Here is a 21,410-nt window from a genome sequence, read left to right on the forward strand (position 1 = left end):
GTCGGTGCTTCCTTGCAAAAAACGCGCCCGCGCGGGGCGCGATGAAACCTGTGTCGCCGCTCAGTTCGCCTCGATGCCGGCGTCCTTGACGATGCCGGCCCAGCGCGTCATCTCGCCCTTGACCATGGCATCGGTCTCTGCGGGCGTGGAGACCAGCGGATCGAAGCCCTCGCGGCGCATGCGTTCGGACAGCTCGGCCGATTGCAGCGCCTGCGCCAGCCTGACGTTGAGCGTGTCCACCACCGCCTGCGGCGTGCCGGCGGGCGCGCTGATCACGAACCAGGTGGTGAAGGCGTAGCCGGGCAGGCCGGACTCGGCGATGGTGGGCACGTCCGGCAGCAGCGGCGAACGCGTGGTGCCGGTGACGCCCAGCGCCTTGAGCTTCTTGCCGTCCACCTGCGGCTTGGCCGCGGACAGCACGGGGAAGCTCATCTGCACCTGGCCGCTGATGGTGTCCACCATGGCCGGACCGCCGCCCTTGTAGGGCACGTGCAGGATCTGCGTGCCGGACACCGACTTGAACAGCTCGGCGGCCATGTGGAAGGTGCTGCCGGTGCCGGCCGAACCGAAGCTCAGTTCATTGGCGGGACGCGCGCGGATGTAGTCGAGCAGTTCCTTGACATTGTTCACCGGCAGCGACGGCGACACCGTCAGCACATGCTGCGAGGTGCCCACCGTGCCGACCGAACGCAGGTCGCGCGCGGTGTCGAACGGCATGTTGCGAAACAACGCCGGGTTGATCGCCAGCGACATGGTGTTGATGGCCAGCGTGTAGCCGTTCGGCTCGGCGCGGGCCACGGCGGCCATGCCGATATTGCCGGACGCGCCGGCGCGATTCTCGACGATCACGCTCTGGCCCAGGGTCTTGCCCCAGGCGTCGGAAATCAGGCGGGCGGCGATATCGACGCTGCCGCCGGGCGCGAACGGCACGATCAAGGTGACCGGACGCTGCGGGAAGGCGTCGGCGGCAGTGGCTGGCGTCATCCAACAGGACGCCGCGGCGGCCAACGCGCACACCGTGCGCAACAGATGGGGGGGGTTCATGGGTCGAGTCTCCTCATGGGTGGCCGCGTCAGGCGGCTCTGCTATCGGTCAGCCCAGTGTATAAGCCCGTTCCATTCTTATAATTGGTGAAATAAATAAATCTTTATTAAATATTATTTATAAATAAAGCCATGGATGCGCTCTCCGATCTCGCCTTCTTCTCGCTACTGGTCAAGCACGGCAACCTGTCGGCGGCCGCGCGCGAACTGGGTCTGACGCCGCCCGCCGTCAGCACGCGGCTGGCCAAGCTTGAGCAGCGCCTGGGCGTGCGGCTGCTCAATCGCAGCACGCGACGCGTCAGCGTCACGCAGGAGGGTGAGCTGTACCTGGCCGAGGGCAGCCGTATCCTGGCCGATCTGCAGGCACTGGAACGATCCGTGTCCAGCAGCCGCGCCCAGCCGCAGGGCTTGCTGCGCCTGAACGCCACCTTCGGTTTCGGCCGTGCCCACGTGGCGCCCGCCATCTCCGATTTTGCGCGGCAATACCCTGAAGTCGAAGTGCAGCTGCGCCTGACCGACAGGCCCCTGAACCTGATCGAAGAAGGCTTCGATGCCGCGGTGCGCTTCGGCGACCTGCCCGACGCCCGCCTGACCGCGCGCAAGATCGCCTCCAATCGGCGCCTGCTGTGCGCGTCGCCGCGCTACCTGGACACCTTTGGCGAGCCGCGCGCGCCGGGCGATCTGCAACGGCATCGCTGCATCGTGGTGCGCGAGAACGACGTCGCCTACGGCACCTGGCGGCTCGAATCCGGCGCGCGCACGGAAACCGTGAAAGTGCGCGGCCCGGTCAGTTCGAATGACGGCCAGAGCGCGCTGGAATGGGCCCTGGACGGCCACGGCATCGTCATGCGTTCGGAATGGGAGACCGCCGCGCTGCTGCGCGCCGGCCGCCTCCGCCAGGTGCTGACCGACTGGGCGACGCCGCCGGCCGACATCCATGTGCTGTACCCGGAGCGGCTGAACCTGCCTGCCAAGACATTGGCCTTCGTCGATTTCCTGGCGCAGCGCTTCGCCCGCCACCTGCGCGCGCCGGGTTCGCAGGCCGCGATCTGGTGATTGCGCGGCCGCTCAGGCGGCGTCAGCGCCCAGCCGCGCGCCCTCGCGCACGATGCCGCAGCGCTTGTAGGCGCGCATCACCACGCCCACTTCACTGGCCAACACGCCATCGAGTTCACCCAGCCTGCGCGTGACCACGTCCCACAGGTGCAGGCTGTCGCGGCACAGCACGTGCCAGAACAGTTGCGAGGCGCCGCTGGTGCCGAACAGGCAGCGCGTATTCGGATCCAGCGCCAGGTGCGCGGCCAGGGCATCGACCGCCTGCGGCCGCACCTGCACCGAGATCACCGCCTCGACCGGAAAGCCCACCAGGGCGGGCTCGACTTCCACGCGAAAGCTCAGCGCGCGCCGCTCCACCAGATGCTGCAGCAGGCGATGGGCAGTGGGCTCGCTGACGTCGGCATGCGCGGCCAGCTCGGCCAGGCTGGCGCGGCCGTCGCGCATCAGGTGCCCGACGATGCGCTGTTCGGACTCGGTCAGCGCTGCGGGCGGCTGCGTAACGGCGGACTCCGGCCCCTCGGGCGGGGCGTCGCCGGCCTGGATGCGCCATTGACCAGCGCGGCGGAATGGCCGCAGCACCAATCGCGCCTCCACATGCTCGACGCCATCGATCGACGGCAGCACCCGCGTCACCACGTCGGGCATGTCGGCCGCGTCCGCCAGCGTCAGTTCCGCCATCAAATCGGCCGTGCCGGCCAGCGTCACCACGAGCTGAGTGATGCCAAGCTGCGCCAGGGCGTCGGCCGCCTCGGCCACGCGTCCCGACCGGCAGCGCACCCAGGCATGCAGCACCACGCCACGACCCGTGGCCAGCGGATCGGCTTCGGCGATGACCCGCAGGGCGTCGGCGTCCATCAGCCGCTTGATGCGCCGCGCCACGGTGCGTTCGGCGATACCGGTGGCCGCCCCCAGCTCGCGCCAGGACGCGCGCGGGTCGGCCTGCAGGGCGATCAGGCAGGCGAGATCGGTGTCATCGAGCGCCGGCATTAGGGGCTTACCCTTACTTGACGTGACTATATTCATTAATCTAACGTTCGCGCATTGATAAAAACACAAAATTTAACGGTCTATTTGACCAAAAATAAAACAGAGGACGTTATGAGTACCCCTTCCGCAACCCTGCGCGCCACGCAGGGGGCAAACGCCGCGCCCGTGTCGCGCGCCCGCACGATTCTGGCCGGTAGTGTAGGCAATGCGGTGGAATGGTTCGATTGGACCATCTATGCGTCGTTCGCCATCTTCTTTTCGAAGCAGTTTTTCCCCGAGGGCAACGAAACCGCCGCATTGCTGGCGACCTTCGGTATTTTTGCCGTCGGCTTCTTCATGCGGCCCGTCGGCGGCTGGGTGCTCGGCATCTTCTCGGACCGCTATGGCCGCAAGGCCGCGCTGGGCCTGACCATCCTGATGATGGCCGGCGGCTCGCTGATCATCGCCGTCACCCCGACCTACGCCACCATCGGCCTGGCCGCCCCGCTGCTGCTGACCGCCGCGCGCCTGCTGCAAGGCCTGTCGCTGGGCGGAGAGTATGCCTCGGCCACGACCTTCCTGGCGGAAATGGCGCCGCCCAACAAGCGCGGCTTCTATTCCAGCTTCGTCTTCTTCAGCGCCGCGGTGGGCATCCTGGCCGCGTCCGCCGTGGGCTGGCTGCTGACCTCGACCCTGAGCAAGGCCGAAATGGCCGACTGGGGCTGGCGCATCCCCTTCTTCCTGGGCGCGCTGGGTGGCCTGGCCGGCATGTGGATCCGCCGCGCGATCCCGGAAACCGAGGCGTTCTCGCACGCCAAGAAGGCCGGCGTCGAAAAGCAGCCGCTGCGCACCCTGCTGCGCGAACATCCGCGTGAAGTGCTGCGCATCGTCGGCTTCTCGATCCTGACCACGTTCGCCTTCTATATCTTCGTGGCCTATGTGCCGACCTACGCCATCCGCCAGGTCAAGGCCGATCCGCAGGTCGCGTTCGCCGCCAACACCGTCGCGCTGATCGTGTTCATGCTGGTGCAGCCCGTGTTCGGCATGCTGTCGGACCGCATCGGCCGCAAGCCGCAGCTGATCTTCTTCGCCGCCGGCTATCTGGTGTTCTTCTACCCGTTGATGACCACGCTGGGCCCGTCGTTCGGCTCGATCCTCGCCGTCGAACTATTCGGCCTGGTGCTGTACGCCATGTACACCTCGATCGCGCCGGCCATCATGTCCGAGCAGTTCCCCACCAGCGTGCGCGCCGTCGGTATCGGCACGCCCTACAACCTGGTCGTGGCGCTGTTGGGCGGCACCACCCCGTACCTGCTGACCTGGCTGCAAAGCAAGGGCATGGAGCGTTGGTTCTTCTATTACGTGCTGGCCGGCGCCGTCATCACGCTGATCACCTTCATCCGCATGCCGGAGACCCGCGGGCAGTCGCTGAAGTAGTCCCCGACGCGTGCGCAACCGCGCCCCGACGCCTCCCCACAGCGCTTTCCGGCTCCGCCAGGGCCGGAAAGCTTTTCCATTTCCGTGAGCGCCATGCCCGACCAAGACACTCCCCTGCATTTCCGCGAAGCCCGCGAACTCGCGCGCGCCATCCGTGACGGCGCAATCAGCTCCCGCCAGGTCACCGTCCACTTTCTCGACCGCATCGAGCGCGCGCCGGCGCTGGCCGCCTACAGCCAGGTCACGGCCGAGCGCGCGCTGGCCCAGGCGGAAGCCGCCGACCGGCTGTTGGCAGCCGGCATCTCCATGGGGCCCCTGCACGGCGTGCCGGTGGCGTTGAAGGACAGCCTGCACTGGGCCGGCACGGTCACCAGCGGCGGCTCGCAAACCCGTAGCGGCGTCATCAGCGACGAAACCGCGGCCGCCGCGCGCGCCCTGGCCGCGCAGGGCATGGTGATCCTGGGCAAGACCCGCATGACTGAATTCGCGTTCGGCCTGTCGGGCCAGAACCCGACACAGGGCACGGCCCGCAACCCGTGGGATGCCGCCACCGCGCGCGCGCCCGGCGGTTCGTCCAGCGGGGCCGGCGTGGCGGTGGCGGCCGGCCTGGCGCCCCTGGCGGTGGGCGGCGACACCGGCGGCTCAGTGCGCGCGCCGGCGGCGCTCAATGGCGTGGTCGGCTACAAGCCGTCCTCTGGCGTGATCAGCCGCGCTGGCTGCCTGCCGTTGTCCGAAACGCTGGACGTGCTGGGGCCGATCTGCCGCAGCGTGGCCGACGCCCGCCTGCTGACGCAATTGCTGGCCGGCCCCGACATCGATGATGTCGCCACGCTGGCCCTGCCCGCTGCCAGCATCGCCGCCCTGCGGCGTCCGGCCGCCCGCCGTGGCGGCGCCGTGGCCGTGCTGGCGCCACAGGCCTGGCCCGCGACACTGGCCGACGAAGGCCTGCGGATCTGGCACGAAGCGCAGGAACGGCTGGACCAGGCCGGCATCACGCCCCAGGCCTGGCATCCGCCGACGTCGTTGTCGTTCGCGCGCATGGCGGACGACAACTCGCTGGTATTGGCCTACGAGGCCTACCGCCATTTCGGCCACCTGGCCGACGACCCGGATCAACCGCTGTGGGAAGTGGTGCGCACGCGCATCGCCGCCGGCGGCCGCATCGCGCCGGCCGACTACGCCGCCGCGTTGCAACGGCGGCATGCGGACATGGCCACGTTCGCCGCCGCCATGCAGGGCATCAATGCCTTGCTGATGCCGGCCTGCGACCAGGCCGCGCAGGCGCTGGACCCTGCCGACACGCGCCACACCAGCCTGGGCAAGCTGCTGCGTCCGGCCAACTTCCTGGGCGCGGCGGCCATCGCATTGCCGGCCGGCCATGACGTCGACGGCATGCCGATGGCGGTGCAGTTGCTGGCGCCCGCCGGCGCGGATGCCGCGCTGCTGGACTGCGCCGCCGCGCTGGAACGCATCCTGGCGCCGGTCTTGCGCACGCCCGACCTGTCAGCCTGGGGTCTCTGATCCCAACCTCGGCCGTAAAAAAAAAGCCCCTGCATGCAGGGGCTTTTTTGCGAAGGCGCGACGCTCAGGCCGACTTCTTCAGTTCCTGCACCTTGTCCGTGGCTTCCCACGAGAATTCCGGCTCGGAACGGCCGAAGTGGCCATAGGCGGCGGTCTTGGTGTAGATCGGACGCAGCAGGTCCAGCATGTTGACGATGCCCTTCGGACGCAGGTCGAAGTGCTCGCGCACCAGCTTGGCGATCTGGTCGTCGGGGATGACGCCGGTGCCTTCGGTGTAGACGGTGATGTTGATCGGCTCGGCCACGCCGATGGCGTAGCTGACCTGCACCTGGCACTGGCGCGCCAGGCCGGCGGCCACGATGTTCTTGGCCACGTAGCGGGCGGCGTAGGCGGCCGAACGGTCGACCTTGGACGGATCCTTGCCCGAGAACGCGCCGCCACCGTGCGGGCATGCGCCGCCGTAGGTGTCGACGATGATCTTGCGGCCGGTCAGGCCGCAATCGCCTTGCGGGCCGCCGATGACGAAGCGGCCGGTCGGGTTGACCAGGAACTTGGTCTTGGGCGTGATCAGGCCTTCGGGGAAGCTGGGCTTGATGATGTCTTCGATGACCGCTTCGCGGATGGTCTCTTGCGTGACTTCCGGCGCGTGCTGGGTCGACAGCACCACCGTATCGACTTCCGCCGGGCGGCCGTCGATGTAGCGGAAGGTCACTTGCGACTTGGCGTCGGGGCGCAGCCACGGCAGGCGGCCGTCCTTGCGCAGTTCGCTCTGGCGCTGCACCAGGCGGTGCGCGTACCAGATCGGGGCCGGCATCAGGTCGGGCGTTTCGTCGCAGGCGTAGCCGAACATCAGGCCCTGGTCGCCCGCGCCCTGGTTCAGGTAGTCTTCCGAGCTGCGGTCCACGCCCTGGGCGATGTCGGGCGATTGCTTGTCGTAGGCGACCAGCACCGCGCAACCCTTGTAGTCGATGCCGTACTCGGTATTGTCGTAGCCGATGCGGCGGATCGTGTCGCGCGCGACCTGGATGTAGTCGACGTTGGCGGTGGTGGTGATTTCACCGGCCAGCACGACCAGGCCCGTGTTGCACAGGGTTTCCGCCGCCACGCGGGCGTTGGGGTCCTGGGTGAAGATGGCGTCCAGAATCGCGTCGGAAACCTGGTCGGCTACCTTGTCGGGGTGTCCTTCGGAAACGGATTCGGAAGTGAAGAGAAAGTCGTTATTGGCCACAGATGCGTCCTTTCGTGTCCGGTACAACCGGAACATTGGGTTCACGAGGCGCGTTGCACCCCGGACTGCATGGCATACGCTGATCTGGGCGCGACGCTTTAGCGGATTTGGCAAGCGATGCATGACGCATCGGTATCCTGCCGTCGCCCCGCAAGTTGTCGGTTAACTCGGCGACGGGTCGATTTTAAGCGAAAATGTCGGTCTTATGCTTGTGCCGGGGGTGGGGTCTTTCCCGCGAGCACCGGCATCACCATGCCCGATATCGCTCATTTGCCGCATGCTGCTCGTCCTATTTCGCCTGTTCGCCTCCTTGCCCCTGCCCGTCGCGCACGCGCTGGGACGCCTGCTTGGCCGCGCCGCGTATGCGTTTCCGGGCAAGTACCGGCGCCGCCTGCAGGCCAATGCGGCGCAGGCGGGCTATCCCGAGCCGGCCTTTGCCCGGCGGGCGGCGGGCGAGGCCGGCGCCATGATCCTGGAAATGCCGCGGGTCTGGTTTCGCAACGAGCAAAGCCTGGCCCAGGTCGTTTCCGATGACAACGACGTGGTCAGCGCCGCCCGCGCCGAAAACCGCGGCATCCTGTTCCTGACCCCGCACCTGGGCTGTTTCGAGATCACCGCGCGCTACCTGGCCCGCCTGATGCCCATGACCGTGATGTTCCGCCCGCCGCGCAAGGACATCCTGGCGCCGCTGCTGGAAACCGCGCGCAACAGCTCGGCCGTCAATGCCGTGCCGGCGACCATGCAGGGCGTGCGCGAATTCGTGCGCGCCCTGCGACGCGGCGAATCCGTCGGCATGCTGCCGGACCAGGCTCCGGGCGTCGGCGACGGCGTCTGGGCGCCTTTTTTCGGACGCATGGCCTACACCATGACGCTGCCGGGCAAGCTGGCCACCCAGACCGGCGTGCCGATCATCCTGACCGCGGGCGAGCGCCTGCCGGGCGGGCGCGGCTGGCGCATCCACTACGTGCGGGTGCCGGAACCGCTGCCGGCCGATCCCCAGGCCCAGGCGGCGTTGCTCAACGCCGCCATGGAAACCCTGATCCGCCGCTGCCCGCAGCAGTATCTCTGGAGCTACAACCGCTACAAGACCCCTCGCGGCGCGCCCCCGGCGCCAGCCGACGACACCGCCGCCGCCTCCGGCTGAGGCCGTCGCCCCATTCCGTCCCGCCGCCCTGGTCCCACGCTTTTTACCCATGAACGATTCGAAAACGCGCACGTTGGTCTCCCTGCTGAAGTGGTTTGGCCGCATGCGGCCCGCCAACCGGCAACGCATCGGCGCCGCGCTCGGCTGGCTCGCCATGCGGCTGGCCAGATCGCGCACCCGCATCGTGCGCCGCAACCTCGAGCTGTGCTTCCCCGAACAGCCCGCGCAGGTGCGCGAACGCTGGGTGCGCGAACACTTCAGGGCGCTGGCGCAGTCCATCGTCGACCGCGGCGTGTTGTGGTACGGCACGCCCGAGGCAATCCAGGACATGGTCACGCAAAGCGGCGCCGAGCGCATCAACGAGCTGACCGCCCAGGGCCGTTCGGTCATCCTGCTGGCGCCGCACTTCATCGGCCTGGATGCCGCCGCCACCCGCCTCACCATGGAAGTGCCGAGCGCGGCCACCATGTACACGCCGCAAAGCGATCCGCACATCGACGCGGTCGTCGCGGCCGGACGCGCCCGCTTCAACGAGGTCTTCCTGGTCAGCCGCAAGGACGGCGTGCGCGAGCTGCTGCGCCATCTGCGCGCACCGCGGCCGGTGTACTACCTGCCAGACATGGATTTCGGCCGCCAGGGCTCGGTATTCGTGCCGTTCTTCGGCATTCCCGCGGCGACCTTGCTGGCGACCGCCCAACTGGCCAAGAAATGGAATGCGGCGGTGCTGCCCATCCTGGATTTCTGGAACCCGGAAACAGGCCGCTACCATGCCGAAGTACTGCCGCCGCTCGAGAACTTCCCCGGCGACGATACGCTGGAGGAGGCCACCGCGCGCCTGAACCGGGAACTGGAGGCCTGGGTGCGCCGCTGTCCCAGCCAGTATTACTGGGTGCATCGCCGCTTCAAGACGCGGCCGCCGGGCGAGCCCAAGATCTACTAGCGCGCGTTCGGACATGCGCCGTGCGGCGGCGCGGTTTTCAGGGCCAGAATGGGCGATAATCCTCCCATGAACTGGAATTTCACCAAAATGCATGGCGCGGGCAACGATTTCGTCGTCCTGGACGGTGTCCGCCAGGCCATCGAAATGACGCCCGAGCGCGCCCGCGCCCTCGGCGACCGCCATTTCGGCATCGGCGCCGACCAGATCCTGCTGGTCGAACGCGCCACCCGGCCCGATGCCGACTTCCGCTACCGCATCTTCAATGCCGACGGCAGCGAGGTCGAGCATTGCGGCAATGGCGCCCGCTGTTTCGTGCGCTTCGTGCATGAACAAGGCCTGTCCGACCGTAACCCGCTGCGCGCCGAAATCGCCACCGGCATCCTGGTGCTGGACGAAGGCGACGACGAACAGGTCACCGTCGACATGGGCAGCACCCGTTTCGACCCGGCCGTGTTGCCGTTCGACACCACCGGCCTGGCCTCGCGCACCGAAGGCCAGGACACGCTCTGGCAGCTGGAGCTCGACGTGCCCGCCGGCCTGCCGCGCAGCGTGGCCCTGTCGGCCGTGGCCATTTCCAATCCGCACGCCGTGCAGGTGGTGGACAACGTCGACACCGCGCCCGTCGCCATCGTCGGCCCGCTGATCGAAAACCATCCTCGCTTCGCCCGCCGCGTCAACGCCGGCTTCATGCAGATCGTCGATCGCCACAGCATCCGCCTGCGCGTGCATGAGCGCGGCGCCGGCGAGACGCTGGCCTGCGGCACCGGCGCCTGCGCCGCCGTCGCTGCCGGCATCCGCCGCGGTCTGCTCGACTCCCCGGTGCGCGTGCAGACGCGCGGCGGCGTGCTGACCATCGCCTGGAATGGCGAACAACTGCGCTTGACCGGCCCTGCCGAATCCGTCTTCACGGGCCAGGTCGATATCGACAAGCTCGTCTTCTCCATGGCGCTGAACCGCTGACCCCATGACCGATACCGCTTTCACCGCCCAGGACATCGCCGCTTTCCTGCAGGAACATCCCGGCTTCTTCGACGAGCACGCCGACGTCTTCGCCACGCTGCAGGTGCCGCATCCGCACGGCTCGCGCGCCATCTCGCTGGGCGAACGCCAGATCCTCACGCTGCGCGAACGCAACCGCGAACTCGAATGGCGCCTGAACGAACTGGTGCGCAACGCCACCGCCAACGAAACCATCGGCAGCCACATCTCCAAATGGTGCTGCCGACTGTTGTCGGAACCGGATCCGCAGCTGGTGCCTGGCGAGATCGCCCTGGGGCTGGCCGAACAGTTCGAACTGAACCACGTGGCGCTGCGCCTGTGGAACCTGCCCGACCTGCCCGAAACCGGCTACGGTGAACCCGTCAGCCAGGACGTGCGCACCTTCACCGACAGCCTGAAGGCGCCGTACTGCGGCACCGACACGGCCTTCGAGGCGGTCGCCTGGCTGGACGCCAAGCCCAAGTCGCTGGCGCTGGTGCCCCTGCGCCTGGAGGCCGAAGGCGCCAGCGTGGGCCTGTTGGTGCTGGGTTCGGACGACGCCGAGCGTTTCACGCCCGACATGGGCACCGCGTTCCTTGAGTCCATCGGCCAGTTGGCCTCGGCCGCGCTGCACCGGTTGAACCCGGCCGCCCCCAAGGCGTGATCCAGCCATGAGCGCGGGAGCCCCGGAACACGCCATGCAGGACCCGGCGCCGGACGCTCCCCTGCCCGATCCGATGGCCGCATGGCTGCGCCATCTGGAAAGCAACCGCCGCTATTCCCCCCACACGCTGGACGGCTACCGGCGCGAGCTGGGTTTCCTGATTGAACTGGCCGAACGCGCCAAACTGCCCCTCGAGCGGCTCGGCAACGGCCATATCCGCCACTTCGTCGCGCGGCTGCATGCCCAGGGCCGCGGCCCGCGCAGCCTGGCCCGCACGCTGGCGGCCTGGCGCGGCTTCTACCAGTGGTGGGCGCCCGCCATCGGCCTGGCCGGCAATCCGGTCGCCGGCGTGCGCGCGCCGAAGGCGCCGCGCAGCCTGCCCAAGGCCCTGTCGGTGGAACAGACGCAGGCCCTGCTGGACCGCGCACCTGCCAAAGTGGCGACCGAACCGGCCGCGCTGCGCGACCAGGCCATGTTCGAATTGTTGTATTCCAGCGGCTTGCGCCTGTCGGAACTGGTCGGGCTCGACCTGCGCTACGCGCGCTCGGCCGACTATGAATCGCGCGGCTGGCTCAATCTGGATGAAGCGGAAGTGATCGTGCTGGGCAAAGGCGGCAAGCGCCGCTCCGTACCCGTGGGCCAGGCGGCCGTGGCGGCGCTGCAACGCTGGATCGAAGCCCGGCCGCAACTGGCCCCGCCCGCCGCATCGCCGTCAGATGCCGCCGCGCTGTTCCTGGGCGCGCGCGGACGCCGCATCTCGCCGCGCGTGGTGCAACTGCAATTGGCGCACGTCGCGCAGGCTGCGGGCCTGCCGACCCACGTGCATCCGCACGTGCTGCGCCACAGCTTCGCCAGCCATGTGCTGCAATCGGCGCAGGATCTGCGCGCCGTGCAGGAAATGCTCGGCCACGCCAATATCTCCACGACCCAGATCTATACCCGGCTGGATTTCCAACACCTGGCGCGCGCCTACGACCAGGCGCATCCACGCGCCGGCCGCAAATCCTGAGCACCGGGCGCGCTCATCCGCCGCCGGCCAGCATGCCACCCAACAGCAACACGCCCAATGCCAGCACGGCCAGGGCGGCCAACGCTTCCACGCCGTAGCGCAACCGCGCCGCCGCCACGCCCGACAGGCGGGATCCCAGTGTCGTGGCGGCGCCGCCGGCCGCGACCGCCAGGCAGGCCAGCGCGGCCACGGTCAGGCCGGTGCCCAGCCCCATCGCCAGCGCCGACGCCATCCCCGCCAGGAAGAATCCCTGGGACAACGCGAACACCAGCACGATCAACGCGCCGCTGCAGGGCCGCAGGCCCACCGCGAAGATCGCGGACCAGGCGCGACGCCAATTCAACGGCCCCGCCACCTGGTCGGGCGGCGGCACATGCGCGTGGCCGCAGCCGCAATCGTCGTGATGCGCATGGCCATGGGCATGGTCATGCGGTTGGGCAGGTGCCGCCGCATCCCCATGCGGCGCCGAGGCCCGTACGGCGATGGCTCGCAAGGCCGGGGCGGACGCCACGGGTGTCGGCGCTGCGACCGTGGCCATTGTCGCGGCCCGCCGACGGCGCAACAACGGCCGGATCGCCTTGATCCAGACCAGCCAGGCCCCCAGCAACGTCACCAACGCATACGATGCCAGCTCCAGCCAACGCGTCGCCTGATTCATCACCGCCGCCGTGGCGTTGAACACCAACGCCAGCGCCGCCACCATCGCGATGGCCACCAGGGCCTGCACCAACGACGACAGCAACGCCAGCAGCGCGCCATTGCGGGCCGTCTGGCGATTGGCGAGCACATAAGAGGAAATCACCGCTTTGCCGTGTCCCGGCCCAAGCGCGTGGAACACGCCGTACGCGAAAGACAGGCCGATCAGCGTCCAGGCAGCGCCGCCGTCGGCCTGCCAGGCACGCACGGCGGCAGTGAGCTGGCGATAGAAATGCGTCTGCCATACCGACACCTGGCCGAAAAACGCGGACAACCAACCGGGACCGCCCGCGAGCCCCGCGCCGCTTTCCGGCACGCCGAAAGGATGGGCGCCTTGCGCCGCGGCCATGCCGGTCCAGGCCAGCGCGCCCAGGGCCAGCAGCCACGCGCACGCGGCCGCCGCGATGGGCCGCCCCCGCGTCAGGAGCATTGCACCTCGATGCGGTGCGTCAGCCCCTTGGTGATGGCGAAAAGCTCTTCCGGCAGGGCATCCGGATCGGCCGGGATCGCGGCCAGTTGCTGCATGGTGTTCCAATCCAGTTCCTTGGGCTTGCGGTAAGCCTGCTTGCAGGCCGCCGCGCCGGGTCCGCCCAACGCGACCGCCCCTTTTTCTTCGAAGGCGTACGCCACGAAATAGGTCGGGTCATAGATATCGACCTGGGCGCCAGCGGAGTCCAGCGCGGCAGGCTCGGCCAGCGGCAAGGTGAACGCCAACGCCAATCGACCGGTCTTGGGGTTCCAGGTCACGCGCGCATCGCGCGGCGCGGCGAACACCGCGCTCTTGCCGGCCACGGTGACACGCGTGAAGTAATGCGACACCGGCTCGCCCAGCGCCTTCATCCAATCCTGCGCCATGGTCTTCAAGGTGTCGTCGGGCACGGCGCCGCCCTTGCCCTTCTTGAGACCCTGGGTGGCATAGGCGCCGAACATTTCGTCGAACAGCCAGACCTGCCTCACGGCCGTGACCCGATGTTGCTCGTCCAGGTCGATCACGGCGCGGGCATCGATCCACATGTGCGGATGGGCGCCGGCGGTGCTGGCCGCCAGTGCGCCCGTGACAGCGATCAGGGCCGCAATGCGGCGGTGAGCTGACGTACGTTCCATTCAAACATTTCCAGGTAGGTGGCGCCGGGCTGTCCGGGCTTGGACAGCGCATCGGAATACAGCGTACCACCCACCTTGGCGCCCGTTTCACGCGCGATCTGCTGCACCAGGCGGGGGCTGGTGATGTTCTCGACGAACACCGCCGGCACCTTGTCGCGCTTGACCTGCTCGATGATGCGCGCCACGTCGCCGGCGGACGGTTCGGCCGCGGTCGATACGCCCATTGCCGCAATGAAATCCACGCCATACGCATCGCCGAAATAGCCAAAGGCATCGTGCGAAGTGACTACCTTGCGGCGTTCGGCCGGGATCGCGGCGAAGGCCTTGCGCGCGGCGGTATCGGCGGCCTGAAGGCGGGCGATGTAGGCATCGGCGCGCTTGCGATAGGCGTCGGCGTGGGCGGGATCGGCGGCGGCCAGGCCCGCGGCCACATTGCGCGCATAGGTCACGCCATTGGCCAGGTTCTGCCAGGCGTGCGGGTCTGCGTCGCCATGATGGTGATGGCCCTCGCCAGCGCCATGGTCATGGTCATGGTCATGGTCCTTGTCGCCATGGCCGTGATCGTGCTTGCCATGCTCATGGCCGGCGAACTTGCGCGGCGTCACTCCCTTGGAGGCGACGACGGTCGGACCCGTGAAGCCCGCGGCCTTCACCAGCCGCGGCAACCACGCTTCGAAGTCCAGGCCGTTGACGAACAGTATCCTGGCAGCCGCCAGTTTCTTGGCATCGCCTGGCGTTGGCTCGTATTCATGGGCGTCGCCGTCCGGGCCCACCAGCGTGCCCAGCTTGATATCGTCGCCGCCCACCTCGCGCACGATGTCGCCCAGGATCGAAAAGCTTGCCACGACCGGCAGCGGTTCGGCGGCATGCGCCGCGCCGAAGGCCGTGGACAGCCACAGGCCGGCGGCGGCCAGCAAGGCGCGGCGGCGCGGGAACGCCGGCAGAATGGAACGCATAGCGAATCTCCTTGAGGGTTCAGGCCCGGCGCGATGCGCGCGACGCCCGCAGCAGCCCGCCATACGGGCCGCAGACGATGGAAAACAGATAGCAACCGCCGGCCGCCAGGATGATCGCGGGCGAGGCCGGCACGTTGAAGTGATACGACACCAGCAGGCCCGTCACCGAAGCGGCCACGCCAACGCCGCCGGCCAGCGGGATCTGGCCGGCAGCCGAACGCATCCAGAAGCGGGCGGCCGCGGCCGGCAGCATCATGATGCCGACCACCATCAGCGTGCCGAGCACCTGGAAGCCGGCCACCAGGTTCACCACCACCAGCACCAGAAAGCCCATGTGGACCCAGCCGCCCTGGCCGCCGCTGGCGCGCAGGAAGCCCGGATCGAGACATTCCGCCACCAGCATGCGATAAAGCGCGGCCAATGCCAGCAGCGTGATGCTGGCCGTTGCCGTCACCAGCAGCAGCGCCGCGTCGTCCAGCCCCAGCACGGTGCCGAACAGCACGTGCAGCAGATCCATGTTCGACCCGCGCAGCGACACCAGCAGCACCCCCAGGCCCAGCGATATCAGGTAGAAGGCGGCGAAGCTGGCGTCTTCCCGCAGCGGCGTCAGGCGCGCGACCAGGCCGGCCAGGAGCGCCACGGCCAGCCCGGTGGCGATGCCGCCCAGCATCATCGCGCCCAACGACAGGCCGGCCAGCAGGAAGCCCGCCGCCACGCCCGGCAGGATCGCGTGCGACATGGCATCCCCCATCAGGCTCATGCGCCGCAGCACCAGGAAGACGCCCAGCGGCGCGGCCCCCAGGGACAGGGCGCTGGCGCCGGCCAGCGCGCGCCGCATGAAGCCGTAGTCGAGAAAGGGGCCGATCAACCATTGCGACACGCTCATGCGAAGGCCCTCGCGTGCCATTGGCGCGCCGTCTTCAGATTCGCCTCGGTCAACGTCTCGGCGGTATCGCCCCACGCCACCACCGAACCGGACAGCAGCAGGCACTGTGGAAAGTGGTCACGCACCAGGTCCATGTCGTGCAGCACCGCGATCACCGTACGCCCCTGGCCGTGCAGGCCGCAGAGCAACGCCATCAGCTCATCGGCGGTATGGCTGTCGACAGCGGTAAAGGGTTCGTCGAGCAGCAACACCGGCGCATCCTGCACCAGCATGCGCGCGAACAGCGTGCGCTGCAGCTGTCCGCCGGACAGCGTATCGATCCCCCGGCCAGCCATGTCGGCCAGGCCAACGGTTTGCAACGCCTGCATGCAGCGGTCGATCTCTTCGCCGCCATAGCGCCGCCAACCGCCGACCCGGCGCCAGGCTCCCATCGCGACCAGGTCCAGCACCGTCACGGGAAAGGAGCGATCCAGCTCCGCGGCCTGCGGCAACCACGCCAGTTCGGAACGGCCGACGCCGCCGACGCTGACCCTGCCGGACAGGGGCCGCAATACGCCCATGATGCCTTTGATCAAGGTGGATTTGCCGGCCCCGTTCGGACCGACCACGGCGGTCATCGCGCCCGCCTCGAAGCGGCCCGACACGCCGCGCAAGGCGGCATGGCCATGCCAACCGAAGGAGGCGTTGCACAACTCGATGGCCACCGGCGCAACGCTCATCGCGCCCACCAGTCCAGCGCCCAGCCGGTCAACGCCCACAACGCCGCCGCCGCGGCCAGCGCGGCAGCCATGCGGCGCCAGGCGGAGGCGAGGAAAGCGGAGCGCAAGGAGGCGCCCGGACCCGGCGCGGCGCCGGACCGCGGGGGCAAAAGCGAAAAATGGGACATGACGAAGAGAAACAGCGGAATATTATTATGTTATATCATAACTACACCCGCTTGAATGGGAGGGTTTCGCCCGCACCTGGAGGTTTTCTGCTACCTTCCAGGCATCTCGCGCGCTCGCGCGCGTTCCCTTTCCAGATGAAACCCGCCATGCCCGCTCCGCCCCGCTCTCCCCGCAGCGACACCGTAGGCGCCCAACTCAGCGTCGCCGAGGCGCTGTGCGAACAACGCGGCCGCCGCCTGACCCCCATCCGCCGCAAGGTGTTGGAACTGCTGCTGCGCCATGGCCGCAGCCTGAAAGCCTACGAGTTGCTCGACGCCATGCGTGAAGTGCATCCGGGCGCCGCGCCCCCGACGGTGTACCGCGCCCTCGACTTCCTGATGGACGAAGGTCTGATCCACCGACTGGACGCCGTCAACGCGTGGAGCGCCTGCCACGACGCTGGCGGCGCTCCCCACGATCTGCTGGTGGTCTGTACCAGTTGTGGCGCGGTGGCCGAGGTGTCCGATCCCGCCATGAGCCGGCAATTGGCCGAGCGCGTTGCCCAGACCGGCTACACGCTGGCCACCCACGAGACCGAAATCCGCGCGCTGTGCCCGCAGTGCCAGAAGCAGCAACCCGCCGATGGCGGGCACCATCACCATCATCATTGAAGGCATCGGGCACGGCCGCCGGCGCCCGACGGGCTCGCCGGTCGCCCGTCCCATCGGGCGCGCCTCGATCCGGCCCTTGAAATCCGGAAAAGCGCCCCAAAATAGTGATATCGCCCGATACTTGACGGCGTACAGCCGCGATCTGGGCGGCTACGCCCCCGGGTTGGCCCGGGGTTTGCCCCCCGCCCCCGACTGTGCTGTAATCCTGCGTCCGGCCGCTAACGGCGGCCCTCGCAGCCTGTGGCAGTAACATCGGTCGAGCGATGTCTGGCAGGCAATCGGCACCCGCTGCCGCCCGCCAGACCCCAGCGCCTGACCGCCGTGTCTAACCGCCTTTACTTCACGCAAGCAGCTTCGCCATGAACACCCCGCGCAGTTTGGACAAAATGGTTCCCGTCACCATCCTCACCGGCTTTCTCGGTGCGGGCAAGACCACCCTGCTCAAGCGCATCCTGACCGAATTCCACGGCCGCCGCGTCGCCGTCATCGAGAACGAATTCGGGCCGGAAAGCATCGACAACGACCTGCTGGTGCAGGACAGCGACGAGGAAATCATCGAACTGTCCAACGGCTGCGTCTGCTGCACGGTGCGTGGCGACCTGATGCGCACCCTGTCCGACCTGCGCGCCAAGCGCGAGGCCGGCACCCTGAATTTCGAACGCGTCATCCTGGAAACCACGGGCATGGCCAATCCCGGCCCGGTGTGCCAGACGTTCTTCATGGACGACGACATCGCCGAGTACTACCGCCTGGACGCGGTGGTCACGGTGGTCGACGCCAAGCACGGCATGGCGACGCTGGATGAACAGCCCGAAGCCCAGAAGCAGGTTGGCTTCGCGGACCGCATCCTGATCTCCAAGAAGGACCTGGTCAACGACGTCGACTACGAAGCCCTGCGCAACCGCCTGCTGCGCATGAATCCGCGCGCGCCCATCACCGCGGTCAACTTCGGCGACGCCGACCTGAAGTCGATCATCGACATCAGCGGCTTCAACCTGAATTCCATTCTGGACATCGACCCGGACTTCCTGGCCGATGAGCATCCCGATGCCGCCCACAGCCATGCCCACGGGCACGGCCACGATCATGATCACGGCCACGACCACCACGGTCACGACCATGACCACGATCACGACGGCGAATGCGGGGCGCACTGCAATCACGCGCATCATCACCACCCCAAGCACGACGACGAGATCGGCGCCTTCGTGTTCCGCTCCAACAAGCCGTTCGATCCTGCCCGCCTCGAGGAATTCCTGGGCGGCGTGGTGCAGGTCTATGGCCCGGACCTGTTGCGTTACAAGGGCATCCTGTACATGAAGGGCATCAACCGCCGCATGTTGTTCCAGGGTGTGCACATGATGATGGGCGCCGAACCCGGCAAACCGTGGACCGCGGCCGAAAAGCCGTCCACCAAGATGGTCTTCATTGGCCGCAAGCTGCCCCAGGAGATTTTTACCCGGGGCTTGGAGCAGTGCCTGGCGGGGTGATCCCCTTTTTGGATACGTGACGCGGTGCGACGAAGGCAGTACTGTGAGGTACGAATAGCGTAGGCAGCAAGCACACGGACCGGGAAGACAAGCCCGCGCCAGGATCGATTCATAGTGGAGTGTTTTCATGGCTACCAAGGCAGCAACCAAAAAATCAAGCAAGTCGACGAGCGATACGGCGATTGATCTGCCCAGCGAGAAGGAATTGCTGGCCATGCCCGAGTCCGACTATATGAACGAACGCCAGCTGGCGTTCTTCAAGGAACGGCTCAAACAACTCGAACAGGACATCCTGGCCAACGCCGGCGAAACCACCGAGCACCTGCGTGAAACGCAATTCGTGCCGGATCCCGCCGACCGCGCCACCATCGAGGAAGAACACGCCCTGGAGCTGCGCACCCGCGACCGCGAGCGCAAGCTGCTGAAGAAGGTGCAACAGTCCATCGCCCGCATCGACAGTGGCGAATACGGCTGGTGCGAGGAAACCGGCGAACCCATCGGCATCCCGCGCCTGCTGGCCCGTCCCACCGCCACCCTCTCGCTGGAAGCGCAGGAACGGCGCGAAATGCGGCAGAAGCTGTACGGCGACTGATCCGTCCCGTTATTCAAGCGCCACACCAAAAGGCTATGCTGGTTTCCAGCATGGCCTTTTTTCATTGCCGCACCGCCTCGGGGCGAAAGCGCCCGCAATCTGCGCCAGCAAAGCCGAAGGCGCGACGCGCGGATCGATTTTCATCGACCCGCAAGGCTTGATTTCGTCCGCATCGCCCCCAGCTAGTCCTTTCAAAGGAAGGAACGCATGGAACAATTTCACGCCACCACCATCGTGTGCGTGCGTCGCGGTAACCGCGTCGCGCTCGGCGGCGATGGCCAGGTCACCCTGGGCAACATCGTCATCAAAGGCACGGCGCGCAAGATCCGCCGCCTGTATCACGACAAGATCCTGGCCGGCTTCGCCGGCGCCACCGCCGACGCGTTCACGCTGCAGGAGCGTTTCGAAGCCAAGCTCGAGAAACACCAGGGCAACCTGATGCGCGCGGCGGTCGAACTGACCCGCGACTGGCGCACCGACCGCGTCCTGCGCCGGCTCGAAGCCATGCTGATCGTGGCCGACGCCGAGCACACGCTGGTGCTGACCGGCAACGGCGACGTGCTCGAACCCGAGCACGGCCTGGCCGCCATCGGCTCGGGCGGCGCCTATGCCCAGTCCGCCGCGCTGGCGCTGCTGCGCAATACCGAGCTGGCGCCCGAGACCATCGTCAAGCAATCGCTCGAGATCGCCGGCGACCTCTGCATCTACACCAACCAGAACCACGTCATCGAGACGCTGGGCGACTGACGCCAACCTCGCGGCGCCCGTCCGGGGCGCCGCGGCCCGTCTCCCAGCCCAGCCCTGCTTCAAGGATCCGCCCTCATGTCCGCATCCAACATGACGCCCGGAGAGATCGTCTCCGAACTCGACAAGTACATCGTCGGCCAGAACCGCGCCAAGCGCGCGGTGGCGGTGGCCCTGCGCAACCGCTGGCGCCGCCAGCAGGTGGCCGAGCCGCTGCGCCACGAGATCCACCCCAAGAACATCCTGATGATCGGCCCCACCGGCGTGGGCAAGACCGAGATCGCGCGCCGCCTGGCCAAGCTGGCCAACGCGCCGTTCATCAAGATCGAGGCCACCAAGTTCACCGAGGTGGGCTACGTCGGCCGCGACGTCGACACCATCATCCGCGACCTGACCGAATACTCGATCAAGCAGACCCGCGAACTGGAAATGCGCCGCGTGCGCACCCAGGCCGAGGACGCCGCCGAAGACCGCATCCTCGACGCCCTGGTGCCGCCGCCCCGCGGCACCTCGGGCGAGCCCGAGCGCGGCGAGGACAACAGCGCCCGCCAGACGTTCCGCAAGCGCCTGCGCGAGGGCAAGATCGACGATCTGGAAATCGAGATCGAAGTAGCCCAGACCGCGCCGCACATGGACGTCATGACGCCCCCCGGCATGGAAGAAATGGCCGAGCAGCTGCGCGGCATGTTCGCCGGGATGGCGCGCGACAAGAAGAAATCCAAGAAGATGAAGGTGCGCGAAGCCTTCAAGCTGATCGTCGACGAGGAAGCCGCCAAGCGCGTCAACGAGGAAGACCTGCGCACCGCCGCGATCAACAACGTCGAGCAGAACGGCATCGTGTTCCTGGACGAGATCGACAAGATCGCTGCGCGCCAGGAAAGCGGCGGCGCCGACGTCTCGCGCCAGGGCGTGCAGCGCGACCTGTTGCCGCTGGTCGAGGGCACCACCGTCAACACGCGCTACGGCATGGTCCGCACCGACCACATCCTGTTCATCGCCTCGGGCGCCTTCCACCTGGCGCGTCCGTCGGACCTGATTCCCGAACTGCAGGGCCGCTTCCCGATCCGCGTCGAACTGGAATCGCTGACCGCCGAGGACTTCGTGCGCATCCTGTCCGATACGGACGCCTCGCTGACCAAGCAGTACACCGCGCTGATGGCCACCGAGGACGTGCAGCTGGAATTCACCGAAGAAGGCGTGCGCCGGCTGGCCGAACTGGCTTACGAGGTCAACGAAACCACCGAGAACATCGGGGCCCGCCGCCTCTACACCGTGATGGAAAAGCTGCTGGACGAACTGTCGTTCGACGCGACCTCCAGCACCGACAAGACGGTCAAGATCGATGCCGCCTACGTGAACGCGCAACTGGCCGAAGCCGCCAGCAGCCAGGACCTGGCCCGCTACGTGCTCTAAGCCTCG

21 protein-coding genes are annotated in these 21,410 nt (G+C 67.7%); 13 read left to right on the forward strand and 8 right to left on the reverse strand.

Going from position 1 to position 21,410, the window contains the following annotated elements:
• Positions 1-60: 60 nt before the first annotated feature.
• Entirely contained in the window at positions 61-1,044 is a 984-nt protein-coding gene (locus AT699_RS29610) for a Bug family tripartite tricarboxylate transporter substrate binding protein (protein WP_024070709.1), read from the reverse strand.
• Positions 1,045-1,175: 131 nt separating this feature from the next.
• Here AT699_RS29610 and AT699_RS29615 point away from each other — a divergent pair, with 131 nt between their 5' ends.
• On the forward strand, positions 1,176-2,099 hold the full coding sequence (locus tag AT699_RS29615) for a LysR family transcriptional regulator (protein WP_024070710.1): 924 nt from the start codon (positions 1,176-1,178) through the stop codon (positions 2,097-2,099).
• Between the two features lie 12 nt (positions 2,100-2,111).
• On the opposite strand, the gene AT699_RS29620 is transcribed toward AT699_RS29615, so the two are convergent.
• Entirely contained in the window at positions 2,112-3,086 is a 975-nt protein-coding gene (locus tag AT699_RS29620; protein ID WP_006389769.1) for an Lrp/AsnC family transcriptional regulator, read from the reverse strand.
• 111 nt (positions 3,087-3,197) lie between these two features.
• On the opposite strand from AT699_RS29620, the gene AT699_RS29625 reads away from it, so the two are divergent.
• Together AT699_RS29625 and AT699_RS29630 are read left to right on the forward strand one after the other, a co-directional pair.
• Positions 3,198-4,502: an MFS transporter gene (locus AT699_RS29625; protein ID WP_024070711.1), complete on the forward strand. Its 1,305-nt coding sequence runs from the start codon at positions 3,198-3,200 to the stop codon at positions 4,500-4,502.
• Between the two features lie 93 nt (positions 4,503-4,595).
• Positions 4,596-6,023: an amidase gene (locus AT699_RS29630; protein ID WP_024070712.1), complete on the forward strand. Its 1,428-nt coding sequence runs from the start codon at positions 4,596-4,598 to the stop codon at positions 6,021-6,023.
• Positions 6,024-6,087: 64 nt separating this feature from the next.
• Here the strand turns inward: AT699_RS29630 and metK are convergent, their stop codons facing one another.
• A complete protein-coding gene (gene metK, locus AT699_RS29635) occupies positions 6,088-7,251 on the reverse strand; it encodes a methionine adenosyltransferase (protein WP_006389765.1) in 1,164 nt (387 codons plus the stop codon).
• A 277-nt stretch (positions 7,252-7,528) separates the two neighbouring features.
• Here metK and AT699_RS29640 point away from each other — a divergent pair, with 277 nt between their 5' ends.
• The 5 genes from AT699_RS29640 to xerC are packed head-to-tail and all read left to right on the forward strand — an operon-like array spanning position 7,529 to position 11,986.
• On the forward strand, positions 7,529-8,395 hold the full coding sequence (locus AT699_RS29640) for a lysophospholipid acyltransferase family protein (protein ID WP_006389764.1): 867 nt from the start codon (positions 7,529-7,531) through the stop codon (positions 8,393-8,395).
• 49 nt (positions 8,396-8,444) lie between these two features.
• Entirely contained in the window at positions 8,445-9,335 is an 891-nt protein-coding gene (locus AT699_RS29645; protein ID WP_020925911.1) for a lysophospholipid acyltransferase family protein, read from the forward strand.
• A gap of 48 nt (positions 9,336-9,383) precedes the next feature.
• Positions 9,384-10,295: a diaminopimelate epimerase gene (gene dapF, locus AT699_RS29650; protein WP_054440734.1), complete on the forward strand. Its 912-nt coding sequence runs from the start codon at positions 9,384-9,386 to the stop codon at positions 10,293-10,295.
• Positions 10,296-10,299: 4 nt separating this feature from the next.
• Positions 10,300-10,977 (forward strand): DUF484 family protein, encoded by a 678-nt coding sequence (locus AT699_RS29655; RefSeq protein ID WP_024070714.1) that lies wholly within the window; start codon positions 10,300-10,302, stop codon positions 10,975-10,977.
• A 34-nt stretch (positions 10,978-11,011) separates the two neighbouring features.
• On the forward strand, positions 11,012-11,986 hold the full coding sequence (xerC, locus tag AT699_RS29660) for a tyrosine recombinase XerC (RefSeq protein WP_024070715.1): 975 nt from the start codon (positions 11,012-11,014) through the stop codon (positions 11,984-11,986).
• Between the two features lie 13 nt (positions 11,987-11,999).
• Here the strand turns inward: xerC and AT699_RS29665 are convergent, their stop codons facing one another.
• From AT699_RS29665 to AT699_RS29685, 5 genes are read right to left on the reverse strand one after another with little or no spacing between them, the layout of a single operon-like run.
• Positions 12,000-13,112 carry a nickel/cobalt transporter gene (locus tag AT699_RS29665; RefSeq protein ID WP_024070716.1) on the reverse strand — a complete coding sequence of 371 codons (1,113 nt, stop codon included), beginning with the start codon at positions 13,110-13,112 and terminating at the stop codon, positions 12,000-12,002.
• On the reverse strand, positions 13,103-13,696 hold the full coding sequence (locus AT699_RS29670) for a DUF1007 family protein (protein ID WP_232067017.1): 594 nt from the start codon (positions 13,694-13,696) through the stop codon (positions 13,103-13,105). The genes AT699_RS29665 and AT699_RS29670 overlap by 10 nt, the downstream gene beginning before the upstream one ends.
• 50 nt (positions 13,697-13,746) lie before the next feature.
• Complete coding sequence (locus AT699_RS29675; protein ID WP_024070717.1) at positions 13,747-14,742, reverse strand: metal ABC transporter substrate-binding protein; 996 nt, start codon at positions 14,740-14,742, stop codon at positions 13,747-13,749.
• A gap of 19 nt (positions 14,743-14,761) precedes the next feature.
• Entirely contained in the window at positions 14,762-15,628 is an 867-nt protein-coding gene (locus AT699_RS29680; RefSeq protein WP_006389756.1) for a metal ABC transporter permease, read from the reverse strand.
• Positions 15,625-16,347: a metal ABC transporter ATP-binding protein gene (locus AT699_RS29685; protein WP_035184230.1), complete on the reverse strand. Its 723-nt coding sequence runs from the start codon at positions 16,345-16,347 to the stop codon at positions 15,625-15,627. Before AT699_RS29685 ends, AT699_RS29680 begins: the two co-directional genes overlap by 4 nt.
• 314 nt (positions 16,348-16,661) lie before the next feature.
• On the opposite strand from AT699_RS29685, the gene AT699_RS29690 reads away from it, so the two are divergent.
• The 5 genes from AT699_RS29690 (at position 16,662) to hslU (ending at position 21,404) form a co-directional block, all read left to right on the forward strand.
• On the forward strand, positions 16,662-17,165 hold the full coding sequence (locus AT699_RS29690; protein WP_006389754.1) for a Fur family transcriptional regulator: 504 nt from the start codon (positions 16,662-16,664) through the stop codon (positions 17,163-17,165).
• 359 nt (positions 17,166-17,524) lie between these two features.
• Positions 17,525-18,655: a CobW family GTP-binding protein gene (locus tag AT699_RS29695; protein ID WP_024070720.1), complete on the forward strand. Its 1,131-nt coding sequence runs from the start codon at positions 17,525-17,527 to the stop codon at positions 18,653-18,655.
• Between the two features lie 127 nt (positions 18,656-18,782).
• Complete coding sequence (dksA, locus tag AT699_RS29700; protein WP_006389752.1) at positions 18,783-19,247, forward strand: RNA polymerase-binding protein DksA; 465 nt, start codon at positions 18,783-18,785, stop codon at positions 19,245-19,247.
• A 207-nt stretch (positions 19,248-19,454) separates the two neighbouring features.
• The gene (gene hslV / locus AT699_RS29705) at positions 19,455-19,994 is read left to right on the forward strand and encodes an ATP-dependent protease subunit HslV (protein ID WP_006389751.1); all 540 of its coding nucleotides are present in this window, start codon (positions 19,455-19,457) and stop codon (positions 19,992-19,994) included.
• 75 nt (positions 19,995-20,069) lie between these two features.
• Positions 20,070-21,404 (forward strand): ATP-dependent protease ATPase subunit HslU, encoded by a 1,335-nt coding sequence (gene hslU / locus AT699_RS29710; protein WP_020925902.1) that lies wholly within the window; start codon positions 20,070-20,072, stop codon positions 21,402-21,404.
• Positions 21,405-21,410 lie beyond the last annotated feature (6 nt).

Origin of the sequence: Achromobacter xylosoxidans (assembly GCF_001457475.1) — a bacterium.
Lineage (GTDB): Bacteria > Pseudomonadota > Gammaproteobacteria > Burkholderiales > Burkholderiaceae_B > Achromobacter > Achromobacter xylosoxidans.

Coding starts and splice junctions, on each gene's coding strand:
- AT699_RS29630 (WP_024070712.1), top strand. CDS start 4,596: ATGCCCGACCAAGACACTCCCCTGCATTTCCGCGAAGCCCGCGAACTC.
- AT699_RS29690 (WP_006389754.1), top strand. CDS start 16,662: ATGCCCGCTCCGCCCCGCTCTCCCCGCAGCGACACCGTAGGCGCCCAA.
- hslU (WP_020925902.1), top strand. CDS start 20,070: ATGTCCGCATCCAACATGACGCCCGGAGAGATCGTCTCCGAACTCGAC.
- AT699_RS29655 (WP_024070714.1), top strand. CDS start 10,300: ATGACCGATACCGCTTTCACCGCCCAGGACATCGCCGCTTTCCTGCAG.
- AT699_RS29625 (WP_024070711.1), top strand. CDS start 3,198: ATGAGTACCCCTTCCGCAACCCTGCGCGCCACGCAGGGGGCAAACGCC.
- dapF (WP_054440734.1), top strand. CDS start 9,384: ATGGGCGATAATCCTCCCATGAACTGGAATTTCACCAAAATGCATGGC.
- AT699_RS29675 (WP_024070717.1), bottom strand. CDS start 14,742: ATGCGTTCCATTCTGCCGGCGTTCCCGCGCCGCCGCGCCTTGCTGGCC.
- hslV (WP_006389751.1), top strand. CDS start 19,455: ATGGAACAATTTCACGCCACCACCATCGTGTGCGTGCGTCGCGGTAAC.
- xerC (WP_024070715.1), top strand. CDS start 11,012: ATGCAGGACCCGGCGCCGGACGCTCCCCTGCCCGATCCGATGGCCGCA.
- AT699_RS29620 (WP_006389769.1), bottom strand. CDS start 3,086: ATGCCGGCGCTCGATGACACCGATCTCGCCTGCCTGATCGCCCTGCAG.
- AT699_RS29640 (WP_006389764.1), top strand. CDS start 7,529: ATGCTGCTCGTCCTATTTCGCCTGTTCGCCTCCTTGCCCCTGCCCGTC.
- AT699_RS29680 (WP_006389756.1), bottom strand. CDS start 15,628: ATGAGCGTGTCGCAATGGTTGATCGGCCCCTTTCTCGACTACGGCTTC.
- AT699_RS29615 (WP_024070710.1), top strand. CDS start 1,176: ATGGATGCGCTCTCCGATCTCGCCTTCTTCTCGCTACTGGTCAAGCAC.
- AT699_RS29610 (WP_024070709.1), bottom strand. CDS start 1,044: ATGAACCCCCCCCATCTGTTGCGCACGGTGTGCGCGTTGGCCGCCGCG.
- dksA (WP_006389752.1), top strand. CDS start 18,783: ATGGCTACCAAGGCAGCAACCAAAAAATCAAGCAAGTCGACGAGCGAT.
- AT699_RS29695 (WP_024070720.1), top strand. CDS start 17,525: ATGAACACCCCGCGCAGTTTGGACAAAATGGTTCCCGTCACCATCCTC.
- AT699_RS29645 (WP_020925911.1), top strand. CDS start 8,445: ATGAACGATTCGAAAACGCGCACGTTGGTCTCCCTGCTGAAGTGGTTT.
- AT699_RS29685 (WP_035184230.1), bottom strand. CDS start 16,347: ATGAGCGTTGCGCCGGTGGCCATCGAGTTGTGCAACGCCTCCTTCGGT.
- AT699_RS29665 (WP_024070716.1), bottom strand. CDS start 13,112: ATGCTCCTGACGCGGGGGCGGCCCATCGCGGCGGCCGCGTGCGCGTGG.
- AT699_RS29670 (WP_232067017.1), bottom strand. CDS start 13,696: ATGTGGATCGATGCCCGCGCCGTGATCGACCTGGACGAGCAACATCGG.